Genomic DNA, 25,314 nt, shown 5'->3' with positions numbered 1-25,314 from the left:
TTATCCAGCTTGAGCACCCGATCTTTATTAATAGTAAATTAGCAAGAGATGAACAGAAAAAATATTCTGATAGTTGAAGATGAATTCATCATAGCCGATGTTTTGCGTGAGATACTGCAGAATGGAGGTTATGATGTTTGCGGAATAGCCGACACTTTTGCTGAGGCCCTGGAGCTTGTAGAGCAACAAAAGCCAGGATTGGTGGTGCTTGATATTTATTTAAAGGGAAAGAAAACTGGGATAGACCTGGCTCATGTTTTGTCGGAAAAGAATATTCCATTTATATACATATCTGCCAACTCTAATCAAAAAGTATTAGAAGCAGCCAAAAAGACAAATCCATATGGGTTTGTTGTAAAGCCATTTAGGGAGAAGGATGTACTGATAGCTTTGGATATCGCCTTATACCGTTATGAGAATAATCTGGAGAACGGCTTGCGTCAAAATGCTGTATTTCAGAAAAAGATATCCCAAATACTGGAAATGGTATTGGGCTGGGAAGATAAAGTAATGTTGCTTGGCCAGGCCGTACAGCCATATATCCCTTTTGAATATATGTCGGTTGGGTTAACGCCGGCCGCAATTCACCACTTTAATCAGCTTGGCTTTTTACGGGTGGGATTTGAAGAATATCAGGTGATTGGCCCCAAGGAATTAATGGTGATCACCCGGTTAAAGATGGGCGACCTGACTGCTATGCAAGCCAGGCAGGCACCTATAAAGATTGCTACCTGGTATAACGAACCCGAACTGAATGAGCTGCGCAGTGATGCCCCATTCATAAATTTCATTGCCAATACTTATGATTTAAAATCGTGTTTGGTATTACCGATTAGCATTAGGCATGACATTCAATTTGAGTTTCATTTTTTTAGCCGGCGCCCGGATGCCTATAATGCAGATCACTTGATGATGATTAATCGTTTTCAATCCTTATTGGGGAGTTTTATAAAGGCGATGATGGCTGATGGAAGTAATCCTTTTGGCACAAGCTTCATAGATAATACTATGGTAAAACCGGCTATACAGGCTCCCGGCCCCAATTTTTTTGAGGGGATTATAGGCAGCAGCCATTTGTTGCTAAATGTGTTTGATCAAATTATCCAGGTAGCGCCGCACAATTCATCTGTGCTGATATTGGGCGAAAGTGGCCGGGCAAGGAGAAGATAGCTGATCGTATCCATCAGCTTTCCCCGCGTAAATTGAAGCCATTTGTCAAAGTAAATTGTGCCGCCCTGCCAGCCAGCCTTATTGATTCTGAATTGTTTGGGCATGAAAAAGGATCATTTACCGGGGCCTATGAACGAAAAATAGGAAGATTTGAAATGGCCCACTCCGGAACTATTTTTTTAGATGAGATTGGCGAAATTCCGCTCGAGCTCCAGGTAAAACTTCTCAGGGTATTACAGGAAAAAGAGATTGAGCGCATTGGCGGTAGGGTAACCATTAAAACTGATGTACGGGTAATTGCGGCCACTAATCGCAACCTGGAAAAGGAGGTGGCCGAAGGACGCTTCAGACTCGATCTGTATTACCGTTTGAATGTTATTTTGATAACTATGCCACCATTACGGGAACGCAAAGAAGATATCCTCGCGCTTGCCGCCCATTTTTTAGGTATATACAACAGGAAAGCAGGGAAGGCAATTAAGGGAATCTCAGACCTTGTAATGGAGAAGATGAAAAGCTACCACTGGCCAGGCAATATCAGAGAACTTGAAAACCTGATTGAACGGGAGGTACTACTCACTAGGGATGATACCATAAATACTATGGCTTTGCCTACCATGCCGGTTCAAACGGTTTTCCATGTTGCTGAAAACGGGGTTATCCAAACCATGAGCGAAAATGAAAGGGCCCATATTCTGTCAGCACTAAAAAAATGTAAAGGTAAAATATGGGGCGAAGGCGGAGCTGCAGACCTGCTGAACCTACCGCCTACAACCCTTAACTCAAAAATGAAAAAACTGGGTATTAGAAAAGATTATACCGGATGATTATTTAACCTATCGCCTTTACCCTGCAACTGCGCGGTAACAGAGTTAAAATTTAAGTGTGATTGTACTGCCCAGCATTAAAATATCCTTACCCGGCCCAACTTCTTTTAAATAATCGCCTGCGCTAAACCAGGTTAGTTCCTCTCTAAAATACAGGAATTTGTTGGGCGTATATTCCAGAGCTGTACCTAACTGCCGGCCTACCTTTTTTGAGGTTGTATTTTTACCCGAATAAAGTAACCTGCCATTTACAGCATATAAGCCATCATTTTTGCTCATTCGCCAAAAAAGGTCATAATCCTCTGCAAGTACCAGTTTTTTTGATAGCGATACTTGGAAATAGGGGTGTGCATCAAATAAATTTGATGGGCCAATAAGCGCAGCCAATCCAAAATAAGATCCCCTTGGGAAAAGCGGGTTAAATGTATTTAGTTTACCATCCCTGTAATTTCTGTCACCGCTGATTGCTTCCGTTTTTAATCCTAGCTGGGGCTTTAACCCCGCCTTGTTAAACGTATAGGAGATGTTGGACGACAAGGTCCAGGCGTTAATGTTGCTGGTGCTCAATTTTCCAAACTGGTAAACGCCTTCAAAATCATATTGCCAGGTTGGCGAATTCATAAAAATTCTTGTTCCTACAGAGTGCCTGGTTTCCTGGCCGGCAATATCATCAAATACAGATGATTTCTTCCATAATCCAAGGTAATAAATATCTACATTTTGTAAAAAAGGCACATTGCTTATTGTTGCGTATCCGCCCCAAAATTTTGTATTGTGATTAAAGCCATCATCAAAAATACCTGGCTTTGCCTGCACGTAGTGGGCATAAAACGCATCCAGTTTAAGTTGCCCGTAGCTATACATCATTTTTGCGGCATCAAATGATTGGCGGTTATTTGGTGCCTCCCTAACGGCTACCAATCTTTGCGATCCGTAGGACAATTCTTGGCGGCCGAGCCGTAAAGTTAGTTTTTGATGTTTACCAAATGGAGTAGAAACATCAATAAAAGCCTGGTGCAGATCAAGTGGGTTATTGTCAACCGGCGACGGGGTTTCCAATTGTCCGTTAGCTAAGCTGCTTTGTAGCTGTACAAATGTGCGAAAGTGTTTACCTGTATGAAAATCTACGTGGCCTAAATACCGGGTGAGTACAAAGCCGTCTTTATCATAAGGAACGGCGCCCCAATCTTCATTTTTAAAATAAAAATATTGGTAACGCACCTCGCCGCCGAGGCTAAAATACGTGGTTTTATTGCTATTGATTGGAGTAAATTTCATTTGATGATACCAGTTTGTGCTGGTGTCCTTTGCCAGGTAGGTATAGTTTTCATCGTACCTAAGTGATTTAAATGAAGCATCCTGCGCAAAGCAAATACAGGATGAAAAAATAATGAATAGGCTTAGTATATTTCTTTTCATGATAAATAGATTTCTGAATAATAACATGATAGTAAATAGCCAAATGCAGTGCCTTTTATTTAAATTATTGATTATTAGTATTTTAATTTATTTTATTGGGAAATATTTACTTCATGTCGTGATTTGATGGCTGTACAACGAAATAAAGAAAATAGTAAAACGGGTGTATTCGAAGCTCACTTTCCCTTATAGCATTACAGACAATATCATTGACCGGATAGGCAGATTGGGCATCAATCAGCTTTTCTTCTTCATAATGATCAAGTTCATTTTCTAAACTATCTATAACCTTTACTTTATTTCGCTGCTTTTGAGCGTCTGATTACGACATGAAGTAAGTTTTCTTTTAAGAATAATCATATCTATTTAATATACAACACATTATATTATTGGTATTGCGGTTGTGTTCAATGGTCAGGTCAAATAATGATTAACGAACACATTCATCTCATGAAAACCACATCCAAAACCATTGTTTTTATCACCGGGGCCTTTGTAGGTGCATCCTGCTGGGATCAGTGGAGCATTTTTTTCGAAGCCAGGGGCTATAAAACATATGCTCCAGCATGGCCTCATAAGGATGCCCCGGCATGTACCCTTCGGCAAAGGCACCCCGATACTGCGATCGCGAGGCAGCGGCTGGCCGATTTAACAAATTATTACGACGTGATTGTTCGGCAACTGCTGGAAAAACCAATTCTTATCGGTCATTCTATGGGCGGACTAATTACCCAGCTTTTGGTGCAGCGCGGACTCGCTGAAGCAGGGGTCGCCATTCATTCTCTGCAGCCCCAGGGTGTCATGACCTTTAAATTTTCCTTTTACAAAGCAGGCTGGGGGCCGTTAGGCTTTTTTACATCTACTAAAAAATCATACCTGATGTCATTTACCGAATGGCAGTATGCTTTTACAAATGGCATGAGCTATGAGGAACAGAAAACGGCTTATTATGACCTGCTGACGCCTGAATCAAAATTGGTTGTGCGGGACGCCATCACCAATGCCGCCAAGGTAGATTTTACCACTCCTCACGCACCGCTACTATTCCTGGCCGGCGGTAAGGACAACTTCATCCCGGCCTCTCTCAACTACTCAAACTTTAAAAAATACCAGGATGCAGGTTCTGTTGCCGATTACAAAGAATTTGAAAACGCCAACCATTTTGTATTGGGTCAGCCCGGGTGGGAGGAAAAAGCCGATTACATTTTAAACTGGATAAAAGCTTAAAACCACAAAAATTATGGAAAATAGTTATAACTCAAAAAAAGGTGCATGGCGGCTTTCGGTCATGCTGGCGATGCTATTGACATTAGCAGCCCATCTATCACATGCACAGCAAAAAGCCGACCTGATCATTTATAACGCTAAAGTGGCCACCATGAGCCAGCCCGGAGAATTTAAACAGGCTATAGCGGTAAAAAATGGGATCATCCTGGCAACTGGCACCACCAGCAATTTAATGGCCGGCTACAAGTCGTCATCTACAAAATTGATTAATGCAGATGGCAAAACGGTGATCCCCGGATTAAATGACAGCCACATGCATGCCATAAGGGAGGGCCTTAATTTTAATATGGAACTACGCTGGGATGGCGTTAAAACGCTTAAACGGGCGATGGAAATGCTCAAAGAACAGGCTGCCAGGACACCACAAGGTGCATGGGTAAAAGTTGTAGGCGGCTGGAACGAGTTTCAATTTGAAGAAAAAAGACAACCTACCATTGATGAGATTAATGCGGCAGTGCCGGATAAGCCGGTGTTTATTACCTACCTGTACGGCAAAGCGTTTTTGAATAAAAAGGGAATAGAAGTGTTGGGGTACGATAAAAATACAAGTTATCCGGGTAGTGTTGTTGAACTGGACAAAGACGGAAATTCTACCGGTTTGCTTTATGCTAAAGAAACTCCCATGGCCATTTACAAAACCCTGGCGCTTACCGGTACGCTTACCCCGGAAGAACGCATTAACAGCTCAGCGAATTTTTATCGGGAATTAAACAGTTTCGGTTTAACCAGCGTGGTTGATGCCGCCGGTGGCTCCCAAAATTATGACGCTGATTACCAGGCGTCGCTGGCATTGGCCAAAGCGGGAAAACTTACCGTGCGTACCGCTTATTATCTATTCGCGCAAAAAAAAGGAAAGGAATTTACGGACTATGAAAAATGGATTGCCCAGACCTATCCCAACAAAAATGATCATATTCTGATGGCTAACGGTTATGCAATGGAAGGCGCCGGAGAGAATTTAATCGCTTCGGGAGCGGATTTTGAAAATTTCCTGGAGCCAAGAATCGTCTTGTCAGACAGTATGGAAACCGATCTGGAGCCCATTATCCGCTTGCTGGTAAAAAACAGGTGGCCATTCCGCCTGCACGCAACTTACGGCGAATCGATCAATCGAATGCTGAATGTATTTGAAAAAGTGAACAAGGACATGCCATTTAACGGTTTAAGATGGTTTTTTGACCATGCCGAAACAATAACAGACTCTGAACTGGCACGTGTTAAAGCGCTGGGCGGTGGCGTGGCTGTACAATTTCGCATGTATTTCCAGGGCGAGCTGTACACCAAAATGTATGGCCAGCCAGCAACGCAGCTGCCCCCTATAAAAAAGATGCTTAGCATGGGGATTCCTGTTGGCATGGGTACAGATGCACCCAGGATCTCTACTTATAACCCATGGATGGCATTGCATTGGCTGCTAACCGGGAAAACTATTGGAGGGATGCAGTTTTGGCCAAAAGACCAGGTACTGGATAAATTTACGGCTTTAAAGCTATATACATCCGGCAGCGCCTGGTTCTCCGGTGAACAAAAATTGAAGGGAAAACTGGTAAAAGGCATGTATGCAGATATGGTGATCCTATCCGATGATTATTTCACAGCCAGTACTGAAAAAGTGAAGGCAATCAACGCTTTGGTAACCGTGGTAAATGGCAAAATAGTTTATGCTTCAGGTAAATATTCAGCTCAAAATCCCTCCATCCCAGAAGTAATCCCGGCCTGGTCGCCGGTTAGATATTTCGGTGGCTATCAAAAGTAATTTATCAGTATCATCAATTAACAAAATCATGAAAAATCAAAATATAATCATTGTAGCAACTTTTATAATGCAATTAGTTGCGGCGTCTGTATCTGCCCAAATGGCGCTACCGCCCCAGGTGCCTATTTGGGACGCCAATAAAGTAGAACTAAAGCTGCAAAAGCTTAGCGACGACATTTACGCCATAATTCCTGCAACAGCCGAAAAAGAAACCTCAATGGGCATTCCACAGGCAACAACCGGAGGCTTTATTATTGGTGCTAAGGGCGTATTGCTAATAGAAGTAATGCTAAGCAAACGGCTTTATAACCAGGAAGTAGCACTGATTAGATCTGTTACAGACAAGCCCATCATCTATGCGGTTAATACCAGTGATCATGGTGATCATTGCTTTAGCAATTACCTGTTGCCGGCTTCAACAACTATCATCCAGAACGAGTTTGCCAAAGAAAATCTTGCTAAAAATTACGATAATATCAAACAGTTTATGACTGCACTATTTGGGGCCAACCGAGGTATCGAAAACTCGGTTTACCGGCCTGCGGACATTGTGATACCAAAAAATAGTAATTTAAAACTCGATTTAGGTAACGGTAAGATAGTTGAACTTTTAAATGTAGGTACGGCGCAATCACCGGCAGATCTTTTTGTGTGGATGCCCGCACAAAAAATATTCTGGGCCGGCAATCCCTTTATCGCCGAAAGTCCGGCTATTCCCTGGTTGTTTGATGGCTATTTTCTGGAACCGGCCAACAACCTCAAAAAAGTGTATGATTTTTTACCTGAGGATGCAATAATCATTCCTGGCCACGGCAGGGTGACCAATAAAGCAGGCATCAAATATACTATTGATTATGTGGAAGCACTAAAGCAACAGGTAGAAGTGGCCGTTGACAAAGGCCTTACGCTGGAACAAACCAAAGAGACTGTAAAAATGAACGAATTTAACAAAGGCTATGCGCTGTTTAACTGGTTGCATTTCAACTTCAATTTGCCTAATGCCTATAAAGATATCAGCGACAACAAGAAACAATAATAAAAATTTAACCCCAACACAAATAAAACGATCATGAAAGTAACAAAACAAATTACATGTATGGCATTCGCTTGTTTGCTAACCATTTTTGCAACCGTAACATTTGCCGTAGGCGTAAAACCAGCTTTGCCACCTGCAGGTTTCAAAAATGAATACGCCACCGTTAACGGCGTAAAACTTCATTACGTTATTGGCGGCAAAGGCCAGCCATTGTTATTGGTGCACGGTTTTGGCCAAAACTGGTATATGTGGAACCGATTGCTACCCGAACTTTCCAAACACTTTACCGTGATTGCCCCGGATTTGCGCGGTGTTGGCGAATCTGGCAAACCGGCAGGTGGCTATGATAAGAAAAACATGGCCGTAGATATGCACGAGCTGATGAAAAAGCTTGGCTATCAGCATATCAATTTGGCCGGGCATGATATTGGCTTAATGGTAGCTTATGCTTATGCAGCACAATTCCCTGCCGAAGTTAAAAAGATAGCCCTGATGGATGCGTTGTTGCCAGGCATTGAGCCAGTTTGGAGCCAGGTTAAGGCACAGGCCTGGTGGTTTGGCTTCTTTGGGCAACCACATTCGGGCGAAATTGTATCGGGCAAAGTAGGTTTGTTCTTTACAGATTTTTGGCCTGTAGTTGGTTTTCAAAAAAATGCATTTACCCAGGCCGAAAAAAATGAATTTATCCGGGCTTACTCAGTGCCCGGGGCTACAACAGGGGCTTTCCATTGGTTTGGCCAGTTTTCACAGGACGCCAAAGACAATCTAGAATTTGCCAGGAAGAAACTACCAATGCCATTACTGGCCATGGGGTCTGATCATTTTGCAGGTTCATTTTTGGCAGCGCATTGTAAATTGGTAGCAACCGATGTACATGAGGCAATTATTAAAGATTCTGGTCATTGGGTGGTTCAGGAGCAAACTGCACAGGTGCAAAAAGATCTTTTGGATTTCTTTTTAAACTAATAAACAAGCCTACTGGAGATGCCGGTTTAAATTAAAACTGGCATCTCATTTTAACGAATGATCTAACCCATAATTAAGGCGCATGAAATATCTTACCCATTGCTTTTATTGTACCTTAAAACGGCAATAGGTAAAATTGAGATTACAATTGTTTTTTCGGCCGCAATTTGCGATCTGGCAACATACTTTGGACCATATTTGATTATCGCTTATTTTATTATTAACTATTTTTACAAAAGGTATATCTCCCGGCGCAAATGTATAAAGCTATATTTTTATTATTGATACTATACCTTTTCGCGATTCCGTGCCGGGGCCAGATCCTCAATGAGCATGACCTTCGAAACAATATCCGCTTAGCGAAAAAAAGTGTGGCGGATACTAATCAGTTAAAAAAACTCGGTGAAATTGGATTCTACTTCTTTAACCAAGCAGGAAGCAATAAAAAAAAGATGGATACTGCGCTCACTTATTTTAAGAACGCGCTTAACTTAAGCCAGCAGTTACATAAAACCGACGGCAACTACAGTATTGATAAAACTACTACCTACCTGGGCATGGTCTATATCGCCTTAAAAAACAGGGATAGGGGAAAGCAGCTTTATATGAAAGCGATTAGTAATTTTCATATGAAGCGACAAGTGGCACTCGAAGCGCGGACCTGGTATAAGCTGGGTTTATCTGCCATACAATACAGAACAGGTTATGATTCGTCTGCGCGTAATAGTTTAGCACTTGGCATTGCGAGTTATAAAAATGCCATAAAAATATACCATAAACTAAATGAAACCTCCACCGAAATTAATGTTCGGTACTCCCTGGCCGATGCTTATTTTTTGTCTGATCATTCTGATTCATCTGAAAATGAATGTCTCGATATAATAAAAAACTACCAGTTTTCTGGCCGGAAAGAAATTGCTGGTGCCTTTATGTTGTTATCAACTACAAACAGATATGAAGGTAACTACAATATAGCTCTACCTTATATTTTAAAGGGTATTGAATATTTGAAAAAAACGAATGACACCCTGAGCCGGGAAAGTTTTTACGGCGAATTAGCCTTGGTTTACCAGGAGCTTGGTCAAACCGAAAATAGTATCATTTGGTATCGTAAAACCATACAATTGAGGGAAAGAGTTCCTGGTTATTCCCAAACTTCCATCTTCCGGACTGTAGGATTCGTAGTACAGGGGCTCGTAAAACAAAAAAAAATCAATGAAGCTTTAAATGAGATTCTTGCCGCAGAAAAACGACACCCACCCGAAAGTGATTTTATAAAAGGCACCATTGCCGAAATTAAAGGGTATTGTTACGAAGCACAAAAAAACTTTCCCCTTGCCGAAAAGAACTATCTGGATATGATCAGGCTAATTACACCGGGACAGGACGAAAGTGTTTTTCTTTATATAGCCAGACTGGATATCGCTAAGTTTTATGTTCAGCAAAAAAAATATAAAAAGGCAAATCTTTACCTGGATGGACTGGCAGGTAAACGTTTTTTTGCATCTTACGAAAGAGATCTTCAATTCCTTTGGTATAAAATAGATTCGGCCAAAGGAGACTATCTTTCTTCTTTAAATCATCTTAGAAATTACAAAGCTACAAGCGACTCACTTTTTAGCATCATAAAAAACAAGCAAATAGCCGAAATTCAAATCAAGTACGAAACAGACCAAAAGGAGAGGGACATTAAGCTGTTAAAAAAAGATGGTTTATTGCAGCGCGAAAAGGTAATAAGGTCTGAAAATATGCGGAACATTACTCTTGGGGGACTTGTGTTGCTGATATTATTTATTGGGTTATTATATAACGGTTACAGGCTTAAACAGCGCAATAATGTATCGCTTAACCAACTGCTAAATGAAAAAGATAGATTATTGCGAGATAAGGAATGGCTCATTAAAGAGATCCATCACCGGGTGAAAAATAATCTACAGATTGTTATGGGGCTGCTGCAGCGCCAGTCGGCTTATATCAATAATAATGAAGCATTAGAGGTTATCAAAAACAGTGAAAACCGTATGCATTCCATAGCATTGATCCATCAAAAGCTCTATCAGTCTGAAAGCTTGGACCTTATCAGCATGCCTGAGTACATTGACGAGTTAATCAGCTATTTGAAAGATAGTTATGATCTGGGCAATCGGATACAATTTGAAAAGCAAATTGATGTAATTAAGCTCGATGTAGCGCAGGCAGTGCCTCTGGGCTTGATTTTGAACGAAGCAATTACAAATGCCATTAAATATGCCTATGCAAGCGATGAAACGGGAATAGTAAAAATTGCTTTAAAACGGATGAGCGATGGTTTTAATTATCTGACGATAATTGACCATGGCAAGGGCTTACCGGCGGGTTTGGATTCAGAAAATATTGGCACCCTCGGACTAAACTTGATGAAAGGCTTAAGCAAGCAATTAGGTGGCAAACTTAAAATTGAAAATTTTAATGGTGTGATAGTGAAAGTTTCCTTTAAAACGGAAAGCGCCGCCAGCTACAGTATGTGATACAAATCATTATAAGTACATAACTTACAATGATTTATATAATATCATGGGCTTGGGGAGTTTGTTACGGTTAATTGTAACTTTTGTTCCTTTAAAAAATAGTGTTTCATAATAGGGCCTGAGATAATCATGGTAACTACCGTCATTACAACCAGTCCTTCAAATACAGGTTCGCTTATTATTTTTGCCTGTAGGGCCAATAAACCCAGTACAATTTCCTGCGATCCCCTTGCATTCATACCAAATGCTACTGCTATGGATTCATTTTTGCTCATGCCGCTCATCGCGCTGCCAATACCTGCACCTATGAGTTTGGCCAGGCAGGCAATAACCAGGATAATAAGTACTACTTCCAGGTTAAAATTGGCTATAAAATTCAACCTTAATCCAACGGAGGCGAAAAAGAGCGGAGCCAATACATTAATGGTAAATTGATGTAGCACATGTCTATGTTTCTCCGTAAAATATTCAGAATCGTTGATGCCAACCCCAACCAGGAAGGCGCCAAATATACCACGCACCCCAAGGCCTTCGGTAATGCATGCGCTGATGAGGCAAAGACAAACGGCCATGGTAAGTACCCGGCCTGGCTTCTCGCCCTTGCCGGCAATTGCCAATAGTTTATGTATAAGCCAACGGCCGCCTGTTAACATGAAAATTGCATAAAGTATAACTATGCTTACCGACCAAAATGAGGCTTCACCTTTGCCAACATTCATGAGTTGGATAATAATGGAGAATAGTATCCAGCCCAGAAAATCATCAACCATAGCAGCAGTTAATACAATGTTGCCTATGCGCGTGTTAAGAATATCCAGATCGAGCAGTATTTTAGTAATCACAGAAAGCGCAGTAATGGAAAGCGCTGTTCCGAAAAATAACGAGGTGACTAATTGGTTATTAAAGCCATTGGCAAAATGACTTTGGTACAGGAACCATACTGCGGCAAAACCAATAGCAAAAGGGAATATAATACCCGTAAGACTTATGCTGATGGCTTGTTTGCCGTTCTGCCTTATCTGTTTCAGATCTACCTCAAAGCCGGCAATAAACATGAGCAAAATAATGCCAATATTAGCAATACCATCAAACGCTTCAAAAGCATGAGGGGTAGACAGGAAGATATCTTTAAAAACAGATGGGAATACTAATCCCAACAAGGTGGGGCCAACAATAATACCCGCGAAAATTTCACCAATAATAGCCGGCAGTTTATATCTGCGGCATAACTCGCCTAACAACCTCGCCGGGATCAGTATAATCAAAAGAATGAGCAGGAAATGAATTATCTCCGATGAGTTAAGTTTCGAAACCATGTTTAAAAAATTATTGCAGGTTTTCTTTTACTTCAATTCGTAATTGATGAGTATTAAAAACATGCGAAAAGGGCTGTACGCTTTTTGTTAAAAACACACTACCTCCAATTACACTGTGGTGACCAATTACCGTACGGCCACCTAAAATGGTACTACGGGCGTAAATAACTACATTATCCTCAACAGTAGGGTGCCGTTTGGTTTCGGATAATTCCTTACTCACCTGCGCGGCACCTAAGGTTACACCCTGGTATATGGTTACATGCTTGCCAATAATGCTGGTTGCGCCAATAACAATTCCGGTACCGTGGTCAATACAAAAAGGTACGTCGATTATAGCTTTTGGATGGATATCTACCCCGGTTTTACCATGCGCGTGCTCCGATAATATCCGGGGTAAAATAGGTATAGCCAACCGGGTAAGCTGATGTGCTATACGGTAAACCGCGATGGCGTAAAAGCCCGGATAAGATACAATTACCTCATGTACGCTGGTAGCGGCAGGGTCTTTTTCATATATCATGGAAGCATCCTGCCGCAGATCCTGGTAAATTTCATTTAATGAATCATAAAAAGAAATAACTGCCTCCTCAATATCAATGTCATTGGGATCGAGATAACTTAGCAATATATTTTCAAGATCTATCTGGTTCTTTTTAAGATGACCGCCATAGATTGATAGTTTATTGGCATGGTTATTTGGAAACAGGAATTCAAAAAGATCAGATAACCAACCAACACATTGCCTGATCTTCGGTGTCGCTTCCCATTCAGCTTTATGGGTTTGATAAAGCGATTGTATAAAGCTGTCAAATTTATCGTCTTTCATACCGGTATATTATCGTTTAAGGCTATGAAGGGCGTTCACCAGCAAATCAATTTCGGCACAGGTATTATAAAATGCCAGCGAAGGCCTAACAGTGCTTTCAACGCCAAACCTCCTAAGAATAGGCTGCGCACAATGATGACCAGACCGTACGGCTATACCTTGTTGGTTTAAAGCTGCGCCTACCTCTTCGGTTTTGTAGCCATCTAATACAAATGATAAAACACTGGCTTTATCCGGGGCAGTACCTATCAGGCGTATTCCCTTTACTTCTTTTAACAATTGGGTTGCATAAACCAGCAGATAATGTTCGTATTGCGCTATCAGCGGCATCCCTAAATGACTTACATAATCAATTGCGGCACCCAGGCCAACCGCATCAGCAATATTACCGGTGCCAGCCTCAAAGCGGCCGGGGGCATCATGGTATTGGGTATGCTCAAAAGTTACATCTTTGATCATGTTGCCACCTCCCTGCCAGGGTTGGGTTTCATTTAATAAATCTTCTTTACCATAAAGGACGCCGATACCCGTAGGCCCAAAAACCTTATGGCCCGAGAATACAAACCAATCGGCATTTAAGGCCTGTACATCAACAGGCATGTGCGATACGGATTGAGCGCCATCTACCAGTACTTTAGCCCCGGCCAGGTGAGCAAGGTGCACAATTTGCGCGGCCGGCGTTACTGTGCCCAAAGCGTTTGATACCTGGGTAAATGACACCAATTTGGTTTTGGGCCCGAGGAGTTTTACATATTCATCTATCAATACCTGCCCGTCGTCATCCACAGGAATTACTTTTATTTTTAGGCCCTTTTTAGCAGCTAACTGCTGCCATGGAACAATATTGGCATGATGTTCCAGGTGGCTCACAATGATCTCATCGCCTGCATGCAGGTTTTGCTCGCCCCAGCTTTTGGCCACCAGGTTGATGGCTTCGGTTGCGCCACGAACAAATATGATCTCGTTTATGGAACCGGCATTTAAAAAAGTTTGTACCTTTTTGCGTGCGCCTTCGTAAGCATCGGTAGCCCTTGCCGCCAGTTCATGTGCTGCACGGTGGATGTTGGAGTTTTCGTGCTCATAAAAGTAGCTGATGCGGTCAATTACCTGTTTAGGCTTTTGGGTGGTAGCTGCATTGTCAAGCCATATCAGCTGTTTTCCGTTCACCTGTTCCTGTAAAATGGGAAAATCGCGCCTAACCAGGTTTACATCAAACGGCGGGCTGATGATATTGCTGATGCCTGCCTGCTTAACTTTTCCCTGATCTGATTTTACCGCAGGTAATCCATGTTTATCTGATAAAAAATAAAACGGAATTTCGGTAGCAGCGGGTGCACCGGTAAATGGTAAAGCGTTTGAAGGCCCCGATGTATTAATGTTGCTCAATATTTTCTTTAGCTCGATATCAAAAGCCTGGTCCTGCTGGTAAGATAGCTGAAACAAGCCTTCAGGGGCAATAGAAAGTTGCTCAACCGGGAAGTTTTGCTTTAAGGGAAGATCTGGTATAAGATCTGTTTTTACCAAATAAGAGTCATAACTAAAACCAGGTTGTAGGGGCAATTGTTCGCCAAAAGCGGTGGGAGTACTACCAGAAACAGGGGCCGATGAATTAGAACGATCACTTAAATTAGGATCTGCAAAACTGGTTTGCGGATCCTTTAGGTTAACAGCATTATTCTGGTTAATGGCAGATGGTGAAATACCACCACCTCCAATTGTACTTGAAGGGATGGAGTGTATAGGCGTATTCACCTGTTGTGGCGGGCTAAACAAGCCTTCATCACCTATATTGCCGGGTAATAAAAAAGGCTCAGGAGCTTGTTGCACAGGCACTTGGTTTACTAAGCCGCCAGGCCCTGATTTAAAAAACTGATTAGCCAGTTGCTCCAGTTCCTGCAGGTTAAGTAAGTTATCCGGATTAATATTTGTACTCATGGTAATTGCTTAAATCAACATCCTCTAAAACGGCAATAGCATCATCAACCAAAACGGCTAAAGAGCAATAAAGCGAAACCAGGTATGAGGCAATCGCTTTATTATTGATACCCATAAAACGGACAGATAAACCTGGTGACTGCTCGCCCGGAAGACCAGGTTGAAACAAGCCTACAACACCCTGACGGCTTTCGCCTGTTCTTAACAGGATGATCTTTGATTTATTATTTACGATAGGCAGTTTATCTGATGGAATAAGCGGGATTCCTCTCCAGGTAATAAATTGCGATCCGAATAGTGAAACCGTCGGCGGTGGTACACCCCGGCGGGTACATTCACGGCCAAAGGCGGCAATAGCTAATGGGTGCAAAAGGAAAAAGCCGGGCTCTTTCCACACTTTGGTTATCAGTTCGTCCAGATCGTCGGGGGTGGGAGGGCCCAGCCTGGTTTTAATTTTTTGTGATGGCGAAATACTGCTCAGTAGCCCGTATTCGGGGTTATTGATAAGTTCGCTTTCCTGCCTTTCTTTAACTATCTCGATAGTAAGGCGCAATTGCTCGCTGATCTGGTTATAAGGCTTGCTATACAGGTCAGATACACGGGTGTGTACATCCAGTACCGTATTTACAGCACTCAGGTTGTACTCCCTTGGGTTTTCCTCATAATCAACAAAGGTTGATGGCAATTCACGTTCATCGCGTGAAGAGCAATCCACTTCTACATTGTTTGCGTGTACCACCTTGTTTAACCGATAAACGCCCGATTCAACCGGGATCCAATTGAGTAAATGGGTTAACCACCGTGGCGTAATGGTTGATAATTGTGGAACGGTACGGGTTGCTACCGCTAACTGCCTGGCGGCTACATCACCAAGGGCTGTTTGTTTTGCTTTTTGCTCTGCCATTTTTTAGATAATAGGAATGTGCTTTAAATAATGAATTTTAATGTGCCGTAAATACAGAATTACATGACTATACAATTATAGTATATAAATCCTATAGATTTTGTATACTATTGAATTTTATTGCAAAAAATAATTTTTAATGGAGTGCTGATATTAAAGTTCAGCTATTTTAAGGTTGAAGAAATAGGGGATAAAGCGCTGACTAAATGACAATTAAACGGGGCTGTTCAATTGTTAATGATTTTGTATCCGGTATTATTGCCTAAAAAGAATGCTTGAACAACCGACGATTTATTGGAAAATTAACAAAGTGAAATAAATTATATAAAGTCTATAGGAATTATAGTTTTTAATATATATTTGCAACATCACGTTCTTTTATACTTATCCAGAAAAGACAGAGGGAAAGGCCCCATGACGTCTTGGCAACCTGTACCATGAATCTCAGATTTAGTAAAAGGTGCTAATTCCTGCTCCCGTTGGGAGGAAGATAAGTTGGTATAGAATTCTATAGGTATTCTCTCCGGCTCTCTTTTAGATAAGTGTAAAGAACATAAATAAACAACTAAATACATGAATACTTTTCCCCAATTACCTGCCAATATTTACAGATCGCTTTGTAATGATGTAACAATGTGTTGTTGATTAAATGTTCCTTTAAAGAAACAGCCTCCTTCGCACACTAACTACTATACATCACATTATTACAAATAGAATTTATCAAATGAATAAAGTAATACTTACCGCTTTAACAATTGTTATCAGCACCACTGCTTTTTCACAGATCCTTACACCGGTAAAATGGTCATATGCTGCCAAAAAGATTGATAATGAACAAGCCGTAGTATTTATAAAAGCTACCATTGATAAAGGCTGGCATATTTATTCGCAGCATCTTGCCGATGGCGGACCGATAAAGACCTCGCTAAAGTTTGAAAAAAACGACAACTACATTTTAGTGGGTAATACAACCGAGCCCAAACCCGTAAGCAAGTATGAAAAGTCGTTTAGCATGAATGTACAGTATTTTGAACAGGCAGTTATATTTCAGCAAAAAGTAAAACTTAAATCGGGCCAGGCATCAGTTAGTGGCACGGTAAATTTTATGGCATGTAACGACAAGCAATGTTTACCGCCAGATGATGTGGAGTTTAATATACCCGTAAAATAGTATCGTATATAATCAAAATACTTAATTAGTAAGCAGTTCAATAGCCACCAATTGATCTGCAGAATTACAAACTAATACCATGAAACTAAGATCAAATCTATTCACCAAAGCCCGCAAACAGAATGGTGGCACCCTTTTCTGTTGTTATTGCCATTGTTAAAAACGTAGTTACGTTTCCGGTTTTTAAATCTTAATCAAGATATACATCCTGGCTGTACTAAGTGCGTTGCTTTGCTATGGTGGTAAATCAGGCGTGTGCTGTGCAGTCCAGGATGTATATCGTTTTACAAGATAAATAATTACTAAAAACATAAAGAATTAAAAAATATTCTATTAAGTCTATAGATTTTATTGTATTTATCATATTTATTGCTATCTTTACACCATTCTAATTAACCCCACCATTAATTAGTTGATTTATAAAGAATAAGGGAGAGGAAGTCTCGATGATCTTATAGCAACTTTTCAGAAACCTGAAATAAGTGCTGAACTTTTTTCGGTAGCAATTATGCACCGGAATATAAATTAACTAAAAGTCATGAACACATTTAACATTCATTACCCACAACCACAACCCGCAGCCATCAAACGATGTTGTTGTATGGTTCAGTATGTTTTCTGGTTTTAAAAACCAGGCACCTTAAAAATTTATAGCGTTTTTTCAAAGGCTTGTTAAGCCTGATGGAATACTTATGTCCAAATTTTCAGGCATCGCATCAATCAACAATAATTAAAACTTATACAAAATGAACACTACAAACTACTTAACCAAAACAAGGCTGCTATCGGCCGCCTTACTGCTTAGTGGGGCTACGATATTATCGGCCCATGAAACCCCAAAGCCTAAGTTTATAAAAGAAGGTAAATGGCGCGGTGAATTCACCGTAAGCGAATCAAAAGTGCCTTTTAATTTCGAGCTGAAAGGCAAGGATGCCGAGCACGCGGTGTTTACGCTTATTAATGGTTCCCGGAGGGATAATTTCCACGTAAAATCTGTGGGTACCGATTCAGTTTATATTAAAATGAACACCTATGATGCTGCGCTGGTAGCCAAAATCGAAGACGATGGTTCGCTAAGCGGCGAATATCGTAGCCTGGTACCGGGTTTCAGGGGTAATTCTTTACCATTTACTGCAGAATATGGTAAAACCTACCGCTTTGTAGAACCCGGCAAAGACGTAGCCCCTAAAGCTGATTTGACCGGTAAATGGGAAATCAAAACCTACAGTAAAGAGGCTGTTCCTGCATCTATAGCCTTATTGAAACAAAAAGGAAACAAGCTTACCGGCGTAGTGATGACTGTAGTTGGCGATACCCGCGAACTGGAAGGTACTGTTCAGGGCGATGAATTTGCACTGAGTGGTTTTACCGGCCCAAGTCCGTTCATCATAAAAGGCAAGATCAACGCCGACGGCTCTATCAGCGGTGAAGAAGGCTTCGGCATCTATAAAAATCTGAAGTTCGATGCTGCTAAAAAAACAGAGGTGGAATTGCCTGATCCTTATAAGCTTACATTTTTGAAAGAAGGCTATAAAAAACTTGATTTTTCTTTCCCGGGGATAGACGGTAAACAGGTGTCTCTCAGCGATAACAAATACAAAGGTAAAGTAGTGATCGTAGAGATTATTGGTACCTGGTGCCCTAACTGTACCGATCAAACCGTGTTCTTATCTCCATGGTTCAATAAAAACCATCAACGTGGTGTAGAAGCCATTGCACTGGGTTTTGAGCAGAAAGACAGCCTGGAATATGCCAAATACACATTAGGTAAGCTGAAAGAAAAATACGAGATCAATTATGACATAGCTTTTGGCGGCCTGGCCGATAAAAAGCTGGTATCGCAGAAGCTACCTGCATTGAATAAATTCATCGCATTCCCAACCACTATTATAATTGATAGAAAAGGTGATGTAAGGGAAATCTACACCGGCTATACAGGTACGGTAACGGGTAAATACCACGAAGATTACGAAAAGAAATTTAATAAACTGTTGGACGAGCTTATCGCTGAACCGGCCCCGGAAACAGCGGCTATTGCAGATCCATCAACCCATCCAGGAAACTAACATTAACTGATCCTATAATTTATCAAATGAAAACTATCAATCTAATTACCTCATTCAAATGCCTGTCTGTAGGTTTATTGTTTAGCGGTGCAGCAGCATTAGCCGCGGATAAAAATCCGCCTGTGAAATTTATTAAACAAGGTGTATGGCGTGGTGTATTTACCGTTGCCGAAACCAAGGTTCCTTTCAACTTTGAATTAAAGGGTAAAGACGCGGAGCACGCGGTATTTACGCTGATTAATGGCAGCCGCCGGGACAACTTTCATGTAAAGCAGATTGGCAGAGACTCTGTGTTTATCAAAATGAATACCTATGATGCCGCCCTGGTTGCTAAAGTGGAAGATGACGGAACATTAAGCGGTGAATACCGCAGCCTGGTACCGGGTTTTCGTGGTAATGCTCTGCCTTTCACCGCGGAATATGGGAAAACATACCGTTTTGTTGAACCAGGAAAGGACGTTGCTCCGACAGCGAACCTAACCGGAAAATGGGAACTGAAAGTTTATTCAAAAGACCAGGTGCCTAACAAAATAGCTGTTTTGAAACAAACAGGCAATAAACTTACCGGCGTAATTATGCAGGTAACCGGCGATAGCCGCGAATTGGAGGGTACCGTTCAGGGGAATGAGTTCGAATTATCCGGCTTTACCGGTCCGAGTCCAAAGATCTACAAGGGCAAGATCAATGCTGATGGTACATTAAGCGGCGAAATTGGTTCCGGTATTTATGATAACACAAAGTTTGATGCTGTGAAGGACGATAAAGCAGAATTACCCGATCCGTATAAACTAACCTACCTTAAAGAAGGTTACAAAAAGCTGGACTTTACTTTTCCCGACCTGAATGGAAAACCGGTATCGCTTAGCGATGATAAGTATAAAGGCAAAGTAACCATTATTGAAATTGTAGGTACCTGGTGCCCCAACTGTACAGATCAAACTGTATTCCTTTCGCCATGGTTTAATAAAAACCACAGCCGTGGGGTAGAAGCAATTGCTATTGGTTTTGAACAGAAAGATAGCCTGGAATATGCCAAATATACTTTAGGCAAGCTAAGGGATAAATACAATATCCAGTATGATATCGTTTTCGGCGGCTTGGCTGATAAAAAGCTGGTATCGCAAAAACTGCCTGCACTAAACAAATTTGTGGCATTCCCTACCACCATCATTATTGACAGGAAGGGCGATGTGCGTGAAATATACACAGGCTACACAGGCACTGTTACCGGTAAATATTACCAGGACTACGAAAAGAAATTCAACAAATTGTTGGATGAATTGATTGCCGAACCGGCACCTGCCAGCGCGGGTAATGTTACGGGTACCGATCAAAAAGAACTCAAAGGAAAATAAACTAAATTAAATCCCGGTAAGGGGTTACAGCCTTACCGGGTTCACTAAAACAAGTAAAAAAACCACCATGACTAAATTATCAGGCGCTGTATTATTTACAGCATTCGTATCGCTAACCGCGTTTACACCATCAACTATTAAAAGTGTTAAACTAACTAAAGGCAGGGCTGCCACCATCAAAACCGTTACATCAAATAAAAAATTAAAAATATCAACCTTTAAAGTCGATAATGAAAGCAGCAAACTTACCTGGGCCGCAAAAAAAGCTACAGGCGATCATAACGGCGAAGTAAAAGTAAGCAACGGCAACTTTGCCATTGAAAATAATGTGCTTAAAGGTGGCAGCTTCGATATCGACCTTAATACCATCACCGATGCTGACCTTACCGACCAGGCATCAAACGATAAATTGGTTAGTACTTTAAAAAGCGAGACTTTTTTCAATACAGAAAAATTCCCTAAGGCTAATTTTGTGATCTCATCAGCCACAAAAACTTCAGGAAACCAATACGATGTTAAAGGTAAGCTTACTATAAAAGGGATTACCAATGATGTGAGCTTCCCGGCAACGGTAACAGTTAATGGCAAGAAGCTGGCTGCTACTGCAAAGATCACTATCGATCGTACCAAGTACGATATCAAATTCCGCTCAAAAAACTTTTTTGAAAACCTGGGTGATAAGGTGATCTACGATGATTTTGATTTAAACGTAAACCTTAACGCCAGCGCGCAATAAGCTTTTACTGAGCTAACAAATTTTAAAGATCTGATAAAATTATAGCCACCATTTTAGGTGGATGGCCATTGTTTTGACTAAAAATAGCATTTAAAAACTCGCGTAAAGTTTGGAAACGGATCAGGAGCCGGGGCGCATTGGGTACCCCGGCAAAGATCCGGACAGGCTTATCGGCAGCAATATGAATGCATAAGGATATGAAAAAAGGAAATATACTTCTGGTTATTATAGCTATCAGTACATTGATAAGCTTTATGAGTTTTGTGGGCACCAAAGATGATGTGCAAACAAAAGAGCAATTGGGCGAAAAATTATTTTTTGACCCAATACTATCTGGTGATAATACCATCAGCTGCTCCTCATGCCATAAACCGGAGTTTGCATTTGCCGATACCGCTACGTTTAGCATTGGCATAAAAGGTAACCTTACGTCAAGAAACTCACCCGGATTGACTAATCTTTCGGGCCGGCCACACCTTTTTTGGGATGGACGCGCATCTTCCCTGGAAGAACAGGCTCTGGGGCCTATCACATCGGCTACAGAAATGGGGCTTCCTATTGAAGATGCCGTAAAGAAATTAAATGAAAATAAATACTACGCTGATGCATTTCAAAAGATATTTAAATCAACACCCACCAAAGATAATCTGTTGAAGGCCATCGCCTCCTTTGAGCGGACGCTTGAAACCTCAAACAGCCCATATGATCGTTATATTAATGGCGACGATAACGCCTTAACCGCATCTGCAGCCCGTGGCCGCCTCTTGTTTATTGGTAAGGCCAATTGTAACAACTGCCACTCGGGCGAAGATTTTACGGCCGATAGGTTTAAAAGCATAGGGCTGTACAATGGTAAAGATCTGAATGATCCGGGCCGTTCAAAGATCACTAACAACAAAACGGAAGATGGCGAATTTAAGATACCGAGCCTGCGCAATGTTGCGGTTACCGCTCCCTATATGCATAACGGAAAGTTTAAAACATTGAAAAGCGTGGTTGAATATTATAACAATCCATCTCTTATTGTTAAGGATGGCATCAACCGCGACCTGTCGTTAGATAAGCCTTTGAACCTGAATGACGGAGAAATAAACGATATAGTTGAATTTTTGAAAGCACTTACCGACGATCGTTTTAAACAGAAATTCGCTTCAAACTGAAATAATTCCCCCTTTAAATAATTAATTAATCACGGACATCGATTGCGTATGCAGGGCAGAAAAAATACCTGCTATAGCCACCGCTTTGTCTAAAACTATTGTAAAATGAAGAAAATTGTACTCCTGCTTATATTTTTCAGCCTCGCTTACGGGCAAAATATATTCGCACAAAAACGAACGGTTAGCGGAATAGTCACCGCTGCCGATGATAAAGCCCCATTACCGGGCGTATCTATACGCATTAAAGGATTAAATGAAGGCGCGGTTACCAAAGCCGACGGTACTTTTAGTATCGTAGTACGCAATGGCAAGTACCTGGTGTTTTCATTTTTAGGATACGAAAGCCAGGAAGTAGAGATTGACGGACTAAAAGAGTTTAAAATAGTGCTTAAGCCTGCAGGTAATGATCTTAACGAGGTGCAGATCATCGGTTCGCGTAATGCCAACCGCACCAAGCTTAATTCGGCTTCGGCTGTCGATATTATCGATATCAAGCCTTTGCTGGAATCTGCACCGCAGGTGAGCGTAACGCAGTTGCTGCAATATATTTCGCCTTCTTTCCACTCCGTTAACGGAAGTAATGCCGGTGATGCCGGTTCGGCACTTAGTTTAGCCCAGCTTCGCGGTCTGGGGCCCGACCAGGTATTGGTTTTAGTAAATGGCAAGCGCAGGCATAAAAGCGCTAACGTAAATTATGGCGGCCTGGGCAATGGATCAACCGGGTACGATTTAAATTCTATTCCATCAGGTTCTATCGATAGGATTGAGATCCTGCGCGACGGCGCGGCAGCTCAATATGGATCTGATGCGATTGCGGGCGTGATCAATATCGTACTTAAGAAAAAAACGGATGACCTGGCCGTTAATACATCAGGAAGCACCCGCAGGCGTGGTGACGGTGCAACAACGCGTACAAGCGTAAATTATGGTGTTGGCTTAGGCAGCACAGGAGGTTATATTAATGCCACTGCTGAATACGCAACGCAGGCCATCGCGTTGCCAGCAGGAAGAGCCAATGCCGGATTATATAACGGGCCCATTTATGGCGGCGGTGCAAATACGCGCGCTTATGATGCTATTTATACTAAAGAAATTGATGATGCCATTTTAAAAAGCCGCGGCATTGACCGTCATTTTTTTGATCAGCGTGGCGGCGGGTCCAATGCAGGCCAGGACGCATTGCTGTCTTTCAACGCTGGCTTTCCATTAAATAAAACCACAGATATATACGCATTCGGTGGTATCAGCAGCCGTAATTCCCAGTTTACCGCCGTTTACCGTTTACCCGGATGGACATCGCGGAACAATAACTTTATTTACCCGGATGGTTTTTTACCGGCCATGGAAAATAACATTGTTGACGGTTCAATAGCTGTGGGTATAAAAGGCAAGGTTGGCGATTGGAATGTAGATCTATCCAACGTATTTGGAAAGAATAGTTTCACCAACCGGGTGGATAATTCATTAAACGCCAGCCTTGGATTGAAAAGCCCGACCAGCTTTGATGCGGGCAGATATAACGCAGGCCAAAACACCACAGGGCTCGACTTTAGCCGCTACTTTGAAAAGGTTTTAAAAGGGTTAAACGTAGCCTTTGGCGCGCAGCACCGGATAGAAAGTTTCCAGATCATAGCAGGCGAGGAAGGCTCTTATTCCAAGGCAGACCAACGCACTATTGTGGATGTTGACACTACTGTTGGCGGTATTGCTTACTTATCAAATGCTGGCGTAACTTCGCTGAACGGCCTCGCCGCCGGTTCGCAGATCCACCTGGGTTTCCGGCCCGAGAATGCGGTGAACGTCAGCCGTTCTGTAACCGCCGGCTACGCTGATGTGGAACTGAATGTAACCAAAGCATGGCTGATATCGGGTGCTGGTCGTGCAGAATATTTTTCCGATTTCGGCAATGTGTTTACCTGGAAGGCTGCCACCCGTTACAGTTTTGCCAGGTGGTTGAATATCCGTGGATCGGCCAATACAGGCTTCCGGGCACCAGACCTGGCACAATCTTATTACACCTCAGTTTCTACTACGTTTCAGCAGGGCAGGGGAGTTGATATTTTAACAGCATCTAATCAAAGCGCGGCGGCAAGGGCATTGGGTATCCCTAAATTAACGCCCGAAAAATCAAAAGGATACGCGCTGGGCCTTACCTCGGCACCCGGCAGTAATGTAGAACTGACCGTGGACGCCTACCTGATCAAGATAGATAACAGGGTAGGTAACACCGGCAACTTTACCTCCACTGATGCCAATCTTCCTGCAGATGTTAAAACCCTTTTCCAACAGACAGGTGCAGCGCAGGCAAATTTCTTTTACAATGAATTCAGCACCCGTACCAGGGGTATAGAATTTACCGGCAGCTATAAGGTATTGTTAGATAAAGGCAATATCAACTTCCTTTTCGGCGGGAACTTTTCCAAAAACGAAGTGACTAAAGTAAATACTCCAAAGGGATTAGAAGCGTATAAGAATGTGATACTAAGCCCGGGAGAAAGGGCCAGGGTTACCACTAATATCCCAGCACAAAAGATCAATCTTCAGGGCATTTATAGTTTGGATAAATTCACCTTCTTACTGCGCACCGTTTACTTTGGTAAGGTAACCACCGCATCGCTGCTGAGCGCTGCCGATCCGCTTAACCCGGTTTACTTTTACCAGAACCTGAAACCAATCTGGGTGACAGATCTATCCATAGGCTATAAATTCACAGCCAAACTACAGGCTACCGCCGGTGTAAACAACGTGTTCAATATCGTTGGAGATTATACCGATCCATCCATAGCTGGTTTACGCAATCCTACCGTTGTTGGTATCCAAAACGGCAGCGCGGGCATCCAGCCATTTATTAAACTATCTGCTCATTTATAAGCT

At 41.9% G+C, this 25,314-nt stretch carries 18 protein-coding genes and 2 riboswitches; of the genes, 13 read left to right on the top strand and 5 right to left on the bottom strand.

Features of this window, described 5'->3' with window-relative positions; all coding sequences use genetic code 11:
• Positions 1–48 precede the first annotated feature (48 nt).
• Together Q0R88_RS18625 and Q0R88_RS18620 are read left to right on the top strand one after the other, a co-directional pair.
• A complete protein-coding gene (locus tag Q0R88_RS18625; protein WP_295719009.1) occupies positions 49–1,170 on the top strand; it encodes a response regulator in 1,122 nt (373 codons plus the stop codon).
• A complete protein-coding gene (locus tag Q0R88_RS18620; protein WP_366087573.1) occupies positions 1,125–1,997 on the top strand; it encodes a sigma 54-interacting transcriptional regulator in 873 nt (290 codons plus the stop codon). Before Q0R88_RS18625 ends, Q0R88_RS18620 begins: the two co-directional genes overlap by 46 nt.
• Positions 1,998–2,042: 45 nt before the next feature.
• On the opposite strand, the gene Q0R88_RS18615 is transcribed toward Q0R88_RS18620, so the two are convergent.
• A complete protein-coding gene (locus Q0R88_RS18615) occupies positions 2,043–3,416 on the bottom strand; it encodes an alginate export family protein (protein ID WP_295719006.1) in 1,374 nt (457 codons plus the stop codon).
• Positions 3,417–3,866: 450 nt separating this feature from the next.
• Between Q0R88_RS18615 and Q0R88_RS18610 the strand changes: the two genes are divergently transcribed.
• The 5 genes from Q0R88_RS18610 (at position 3,867) to Q0R88_RS18590 (ending at position 10,968) form a co-directional block, all read left to right on the top strand.
• Positions 3,867–4,643 carry an alpha/beta hydrolase gene (locus Q0R88_RS18610; protein ID WP_295719003.1) on the top strand — a complete coding sequence of 259 codons (777 nt, stop codon included), beginning with the start codon at positions 3,867–3,869 and terminating at the stop codon, positions 4,641–4,643.
• Between the two features lie 13 nt (positions 4,644–4,656).
• Positions 4,657–6,459: an amidohydrolase gene (locus tag Q0R88_RS18605; RefSeq protein ID WP_295719001.1), complete on the top strand. Its 1,803-nt coding sequence runs from the start codon at positions 4,657–4,659 to the stop codon at positions 6,457–6,459.
• A 28-nt stretch (positions 6,460–6,487) separates the two neighbouring features.
• A complete protein-coding gene (locus Q0R88_RS18600) occupies positions 6,488–7,495 on the top strand; it encodes an MBL fold metallo-hydrolase (RefSeq protein ID WP_295718998.1) in 1,008 nt (335 codons plus the stop codon).
• Positions 7,496–7,528: 33 nt separating this feature from the next.
• The gene (locus tag Q0R88_RS18595; protein ID WP_295718996.1) at positions 7,529–8,461 is read left to right on the top strand and encodes an alpha/beta hydrolase; all 933 of its coding nucleotides are present in this window, start codon (positions 7,529–7,531) and stop codon (positions 8,459–8,461) included.
• Positions 8,462–8,913: 452 nt separating this feature from the next.
• Complete coding sequence (locus Q0R88_RS18590; protein ID WP_295718993.1) at positions 8,914–10,968, top strand: histidine kinase dimerization/phosphoacceptor domain -containing protein; 2,055 nt, start codon at positions 8,914–8,916, stop codon at positions 10,966–10,968.
• A 44-nt stretch (positions 10,969–11,012) separates the two neighbouring features.
• Here Q0R88_RS18590 and Q0R88_RS18585 read toward each other — a convergent pair whose 3' ends face one another.
• The 4 genes from Q0R88_RS18585 to Q0R88_RS18570 are packed head-to-tail and all read right to left on the bottom strand — an operon-like array spanning position 11,013 to position 15,952.
• Positions 11,013–12,284 carry a cation:proton antiporter gene (locus Q0R88_RS18585; protein WP_295718991.1) on the bottom strand — a complete coding sequence of 424 codons (1,272 nt, stop codon included), beginning with the start codon at positions 12,282–12,284 and terminating at the stop codon, positions 11,013–11,015.
• A 10-nt stretch (positions 12,285–12,294) separates the two neighbouring features.
• Positions 12,295–13,113, bottom strand: coding sequence for a serine acetyltransferase (locus Q0R88_RS18580; protein WP_295718988.1), 819 nt, complete (start codon positions 13,111–13,113; stop codon positions 12,295–12,297).
• 9 nt (positions 13,114–13,122) lie between these two features.
• The gene (locus Q0R88_RS18575; protein WP_295718986.1) at positions 13,123–15,048 is read right to left on the bottom strand and encodes a family 2A encapsulin nanocompartment cargo protein cysteine desulfurase; all 1,926 of its coding nucleotides are present in this window, start codon (positions 15,046–15,048) and stop codon (positions 13,123–13,125) included.
• The gene (locus Q0R88_RS18570; RefSeq protein ID WP_295718984.1) at positions 15,032–15,952 is read right to left on the bottom strand and encodes a family 2A encapsulin nanocompartment shell protein; all 921 of its coding nucleotides are present in this window, start codon (positions 15,950–15,952) and stop codon (positions 15,032–15,034) included. The genes Q0R88_RS18575 and Q0R88_RS18570 overlap by 17 nt, the downstream gene beginning before the upstream one ends.
• Before the next feature lie 381 nt (positions 15,953–16,333).
• Positions 16,334–16,449: riboswitch (SAM riboswitch) on the top strand.
• 227 nt (positions 16,450–16,676) lie between these two features.
• Between Q0R88_RS18570 and Q0R88_RS18565 the strand changes: the two genes are divergently transcribed.
• The 6 genes from Q0R88_RS18565 (at position 16,677) to Q0R88_RS18540 (ending at position 25,311) form a co-directional block, all read left to right on the top strand.
• A complete protein-coding gene (locus tag Q0R88_RS18565; RefSeq protein WP_295718982.1) occupies positions 16,677–17,123 on the top strand; it encodes a protein-disulfide reductase DsbD domain-containing protein in 447 nt (148 codons plus the stop codon).
• A gap of 414 nt (positions 17,124–17,537) precedes the next feature.
• A riboswitch (SAM riboswitch) is annotated at positions 17,538–17,650 on the top strand.
• A gap of 219 nt (positions 17,651–17,869) precedes the next feature.
• Complete coding sequence (locus Q0R88_RS18560; protein WP_295718981.1) at positions 17,870–19,189, top strand: TlpA disulfide reductase family protein; 1,320 nt, start codon at positions 17,870–17,872, stop codon at positions 19,187–19,189.
• Between the two features lie 26 nt (positions 19,190–19,215).
• Positions 19,216–20,544, top strand: a complete 1,329-nt coding sequence (locus Q0R88_RS18555; RefSeq protein WP_295718980.1) for a TlpA disulfide reductase family protein — start codon at positions 19,216–19,218, stop codon at positions 20,542–20,544.
• A gap of 67 nt (positions 20,545–20,611) precedes the next feature.
• Positions 20,612–21,280, top strand: coding sequence for a YceI family protein (locus tag Q0R88_RS18550; protein ID WP_295718979.1), 669 nt, complete (start codon positions 20,612–20,614; stop codon positions 21,278–21,280).
• Between the two features lie 197 nt (positions 21,281–21,477).
• Positions 21,478–22,440, top strand: a complete 963-nt coding sequence (locus Q0R88_RS18545) for a cytochrome c peroxidase (RefSeq protein ID WP_295718977.1) — start codon at positions 21,478–21,480, stop codon at positions 22,438–22,440.
• A 105-nt stretch (positions 22,441–22,545) separates the two neighbouring features.
• The gene (locus Q0R88_RS18540) at positions 22,546–25,311 is read left to right on the top strand and encodes a TonB-dependent receptor (protein WP_295718975.1); all 2,766 of its coding nucleotides are present in this window, start codon (positions 22,546–22,548) and stop codon (positions 25,309–25,311) included.
• Positions 25,312–25,314: the final 3 nt, after the last annotated feature.

The sequence above is a fragment of the Mucilaginibacter sp. genome, assembly GCF_025362475.1.
Classification (GTDB): domain Bacteria; phylum Bacteroidota; class Bacteroidia; order Sphingobacteriales; family Sphingobacteriaceae; genus Mucilaginibacter.
This window is presented reverse-complemented; position numbering and strand designations above follow the sequence as displayed.

Coding starts and splice junctions, on each gene's coding strand:
- Q0R88_RS18625 (WP_295719009.1), top strand. CDS start 49: ATGAACAGAAAAAATATTCTGATAGTTGAAGATGAATTCATCATAGCC.
- Q0R88_RS18615 (WP_295719006.1), bottom strand. CDS start 3,416: ATGAAAAGAAATATACTAAGCCTATTCATTATTTTTTCATCCTGTATT.
- Q0R88_RS18610 (WP_295719003.1), top strand. CDS start 3,867: ATGAAAACCACATCCAAAACCATTGTTTTTATCACCGGGGCCTTTGTA.
- Q0R88_RS18605 (WP_295719001.1), top strand. CDS start 4,657: ATGGAAAATAGTTATAACTCAAAAAAAGGTGCATGGCGGCTTTCGGTC.
- Q0R88_RS18600 (WP_295718998.1), top strand. CDS start 6,488: ATGAAAAATCAAAATATAATCATTGTAGCAACTTTTATAATGCAATTA.
- Q0R88_RS18595 (WP_295718996.1), top strand. CDS start 7,529: ATGAAAGTAACAAAACAAATTACATGTATGGCATTCGCTTGTTTGCTA.
- Q0R88_RS18590 (WP_295718993.1), top strand. CDS start 8,914: ATGGATACTGCGCTCACTTATTTTAAGAACGCGCTTAACTTAAGCCAG.
- Q0R88_RS18585 (WP_295718991.1), bottom strand. CDS start 12,284: ATGGTTTCGAAACTTAACTCATCGGAGATAATTCATTTCCTGCTCATT.
- Q0R88_RS18580 (WP_295718988.1), bottom strand. CDS start 13,113: ATGAAAGACGATAAATTTGACAGCTTTATACAATCGCTTTATCAAACC.
- Q0R88_RS18575 (WP_295718986.1), bottom strand. CDS start 15,048: ATGAGTACAAATATTAATCCGGATAACTTACTTAACCTGCAGGAACTG.
- Q0R88_RS18570 (WP_295718984.1), bottom strand. CDS start 15,952: ATGGCAGAGCAAAAAGCAAAACAAACAGCCCTTGGTGATGTAGCCGCC.
- Q0R88_RS18565 (WP_295718982.1), top strand. CDS start 16,677: ATGAATAAAGTAATACTTACCGCTTTAACAATTGTTATCAGCACCACT.
- Q0R88_RS18560 (WP_295718981.1), top strand. CDS start 17,870: ATGAACACTACAAACTACTTAACCAAAACAAGGCTGCTATCGGCCGCC.
- Q0R88_RS18555 (WP_295718980.1), top strand. CDS start 19,216: ATGAAAACTATCAATCTAATTACCTCATTCAAATGCCTGTCTGTAGGT.
- Q0R88_RS18550 (WP_295718979.1), top strand. CDS start 20,612: ATGACTAAATTATCAGGCGCTGTATTATTTACAGCATTCGTATCGCTA.
- Q0R88_RS18545 (WP_295718977.1), top strand. CDS start 21,478: ATGAAAAAAGGAAATATACTTCTGGTTATTATAGCTATCAGTACATTG.
- Q0R88_RS18540 (WP_295718975.1), top strand. CDS start 22,546: ATGAAGAAAATTGTACTCCTGCTTATATTTTTCAGCCTCGCTTACGGG.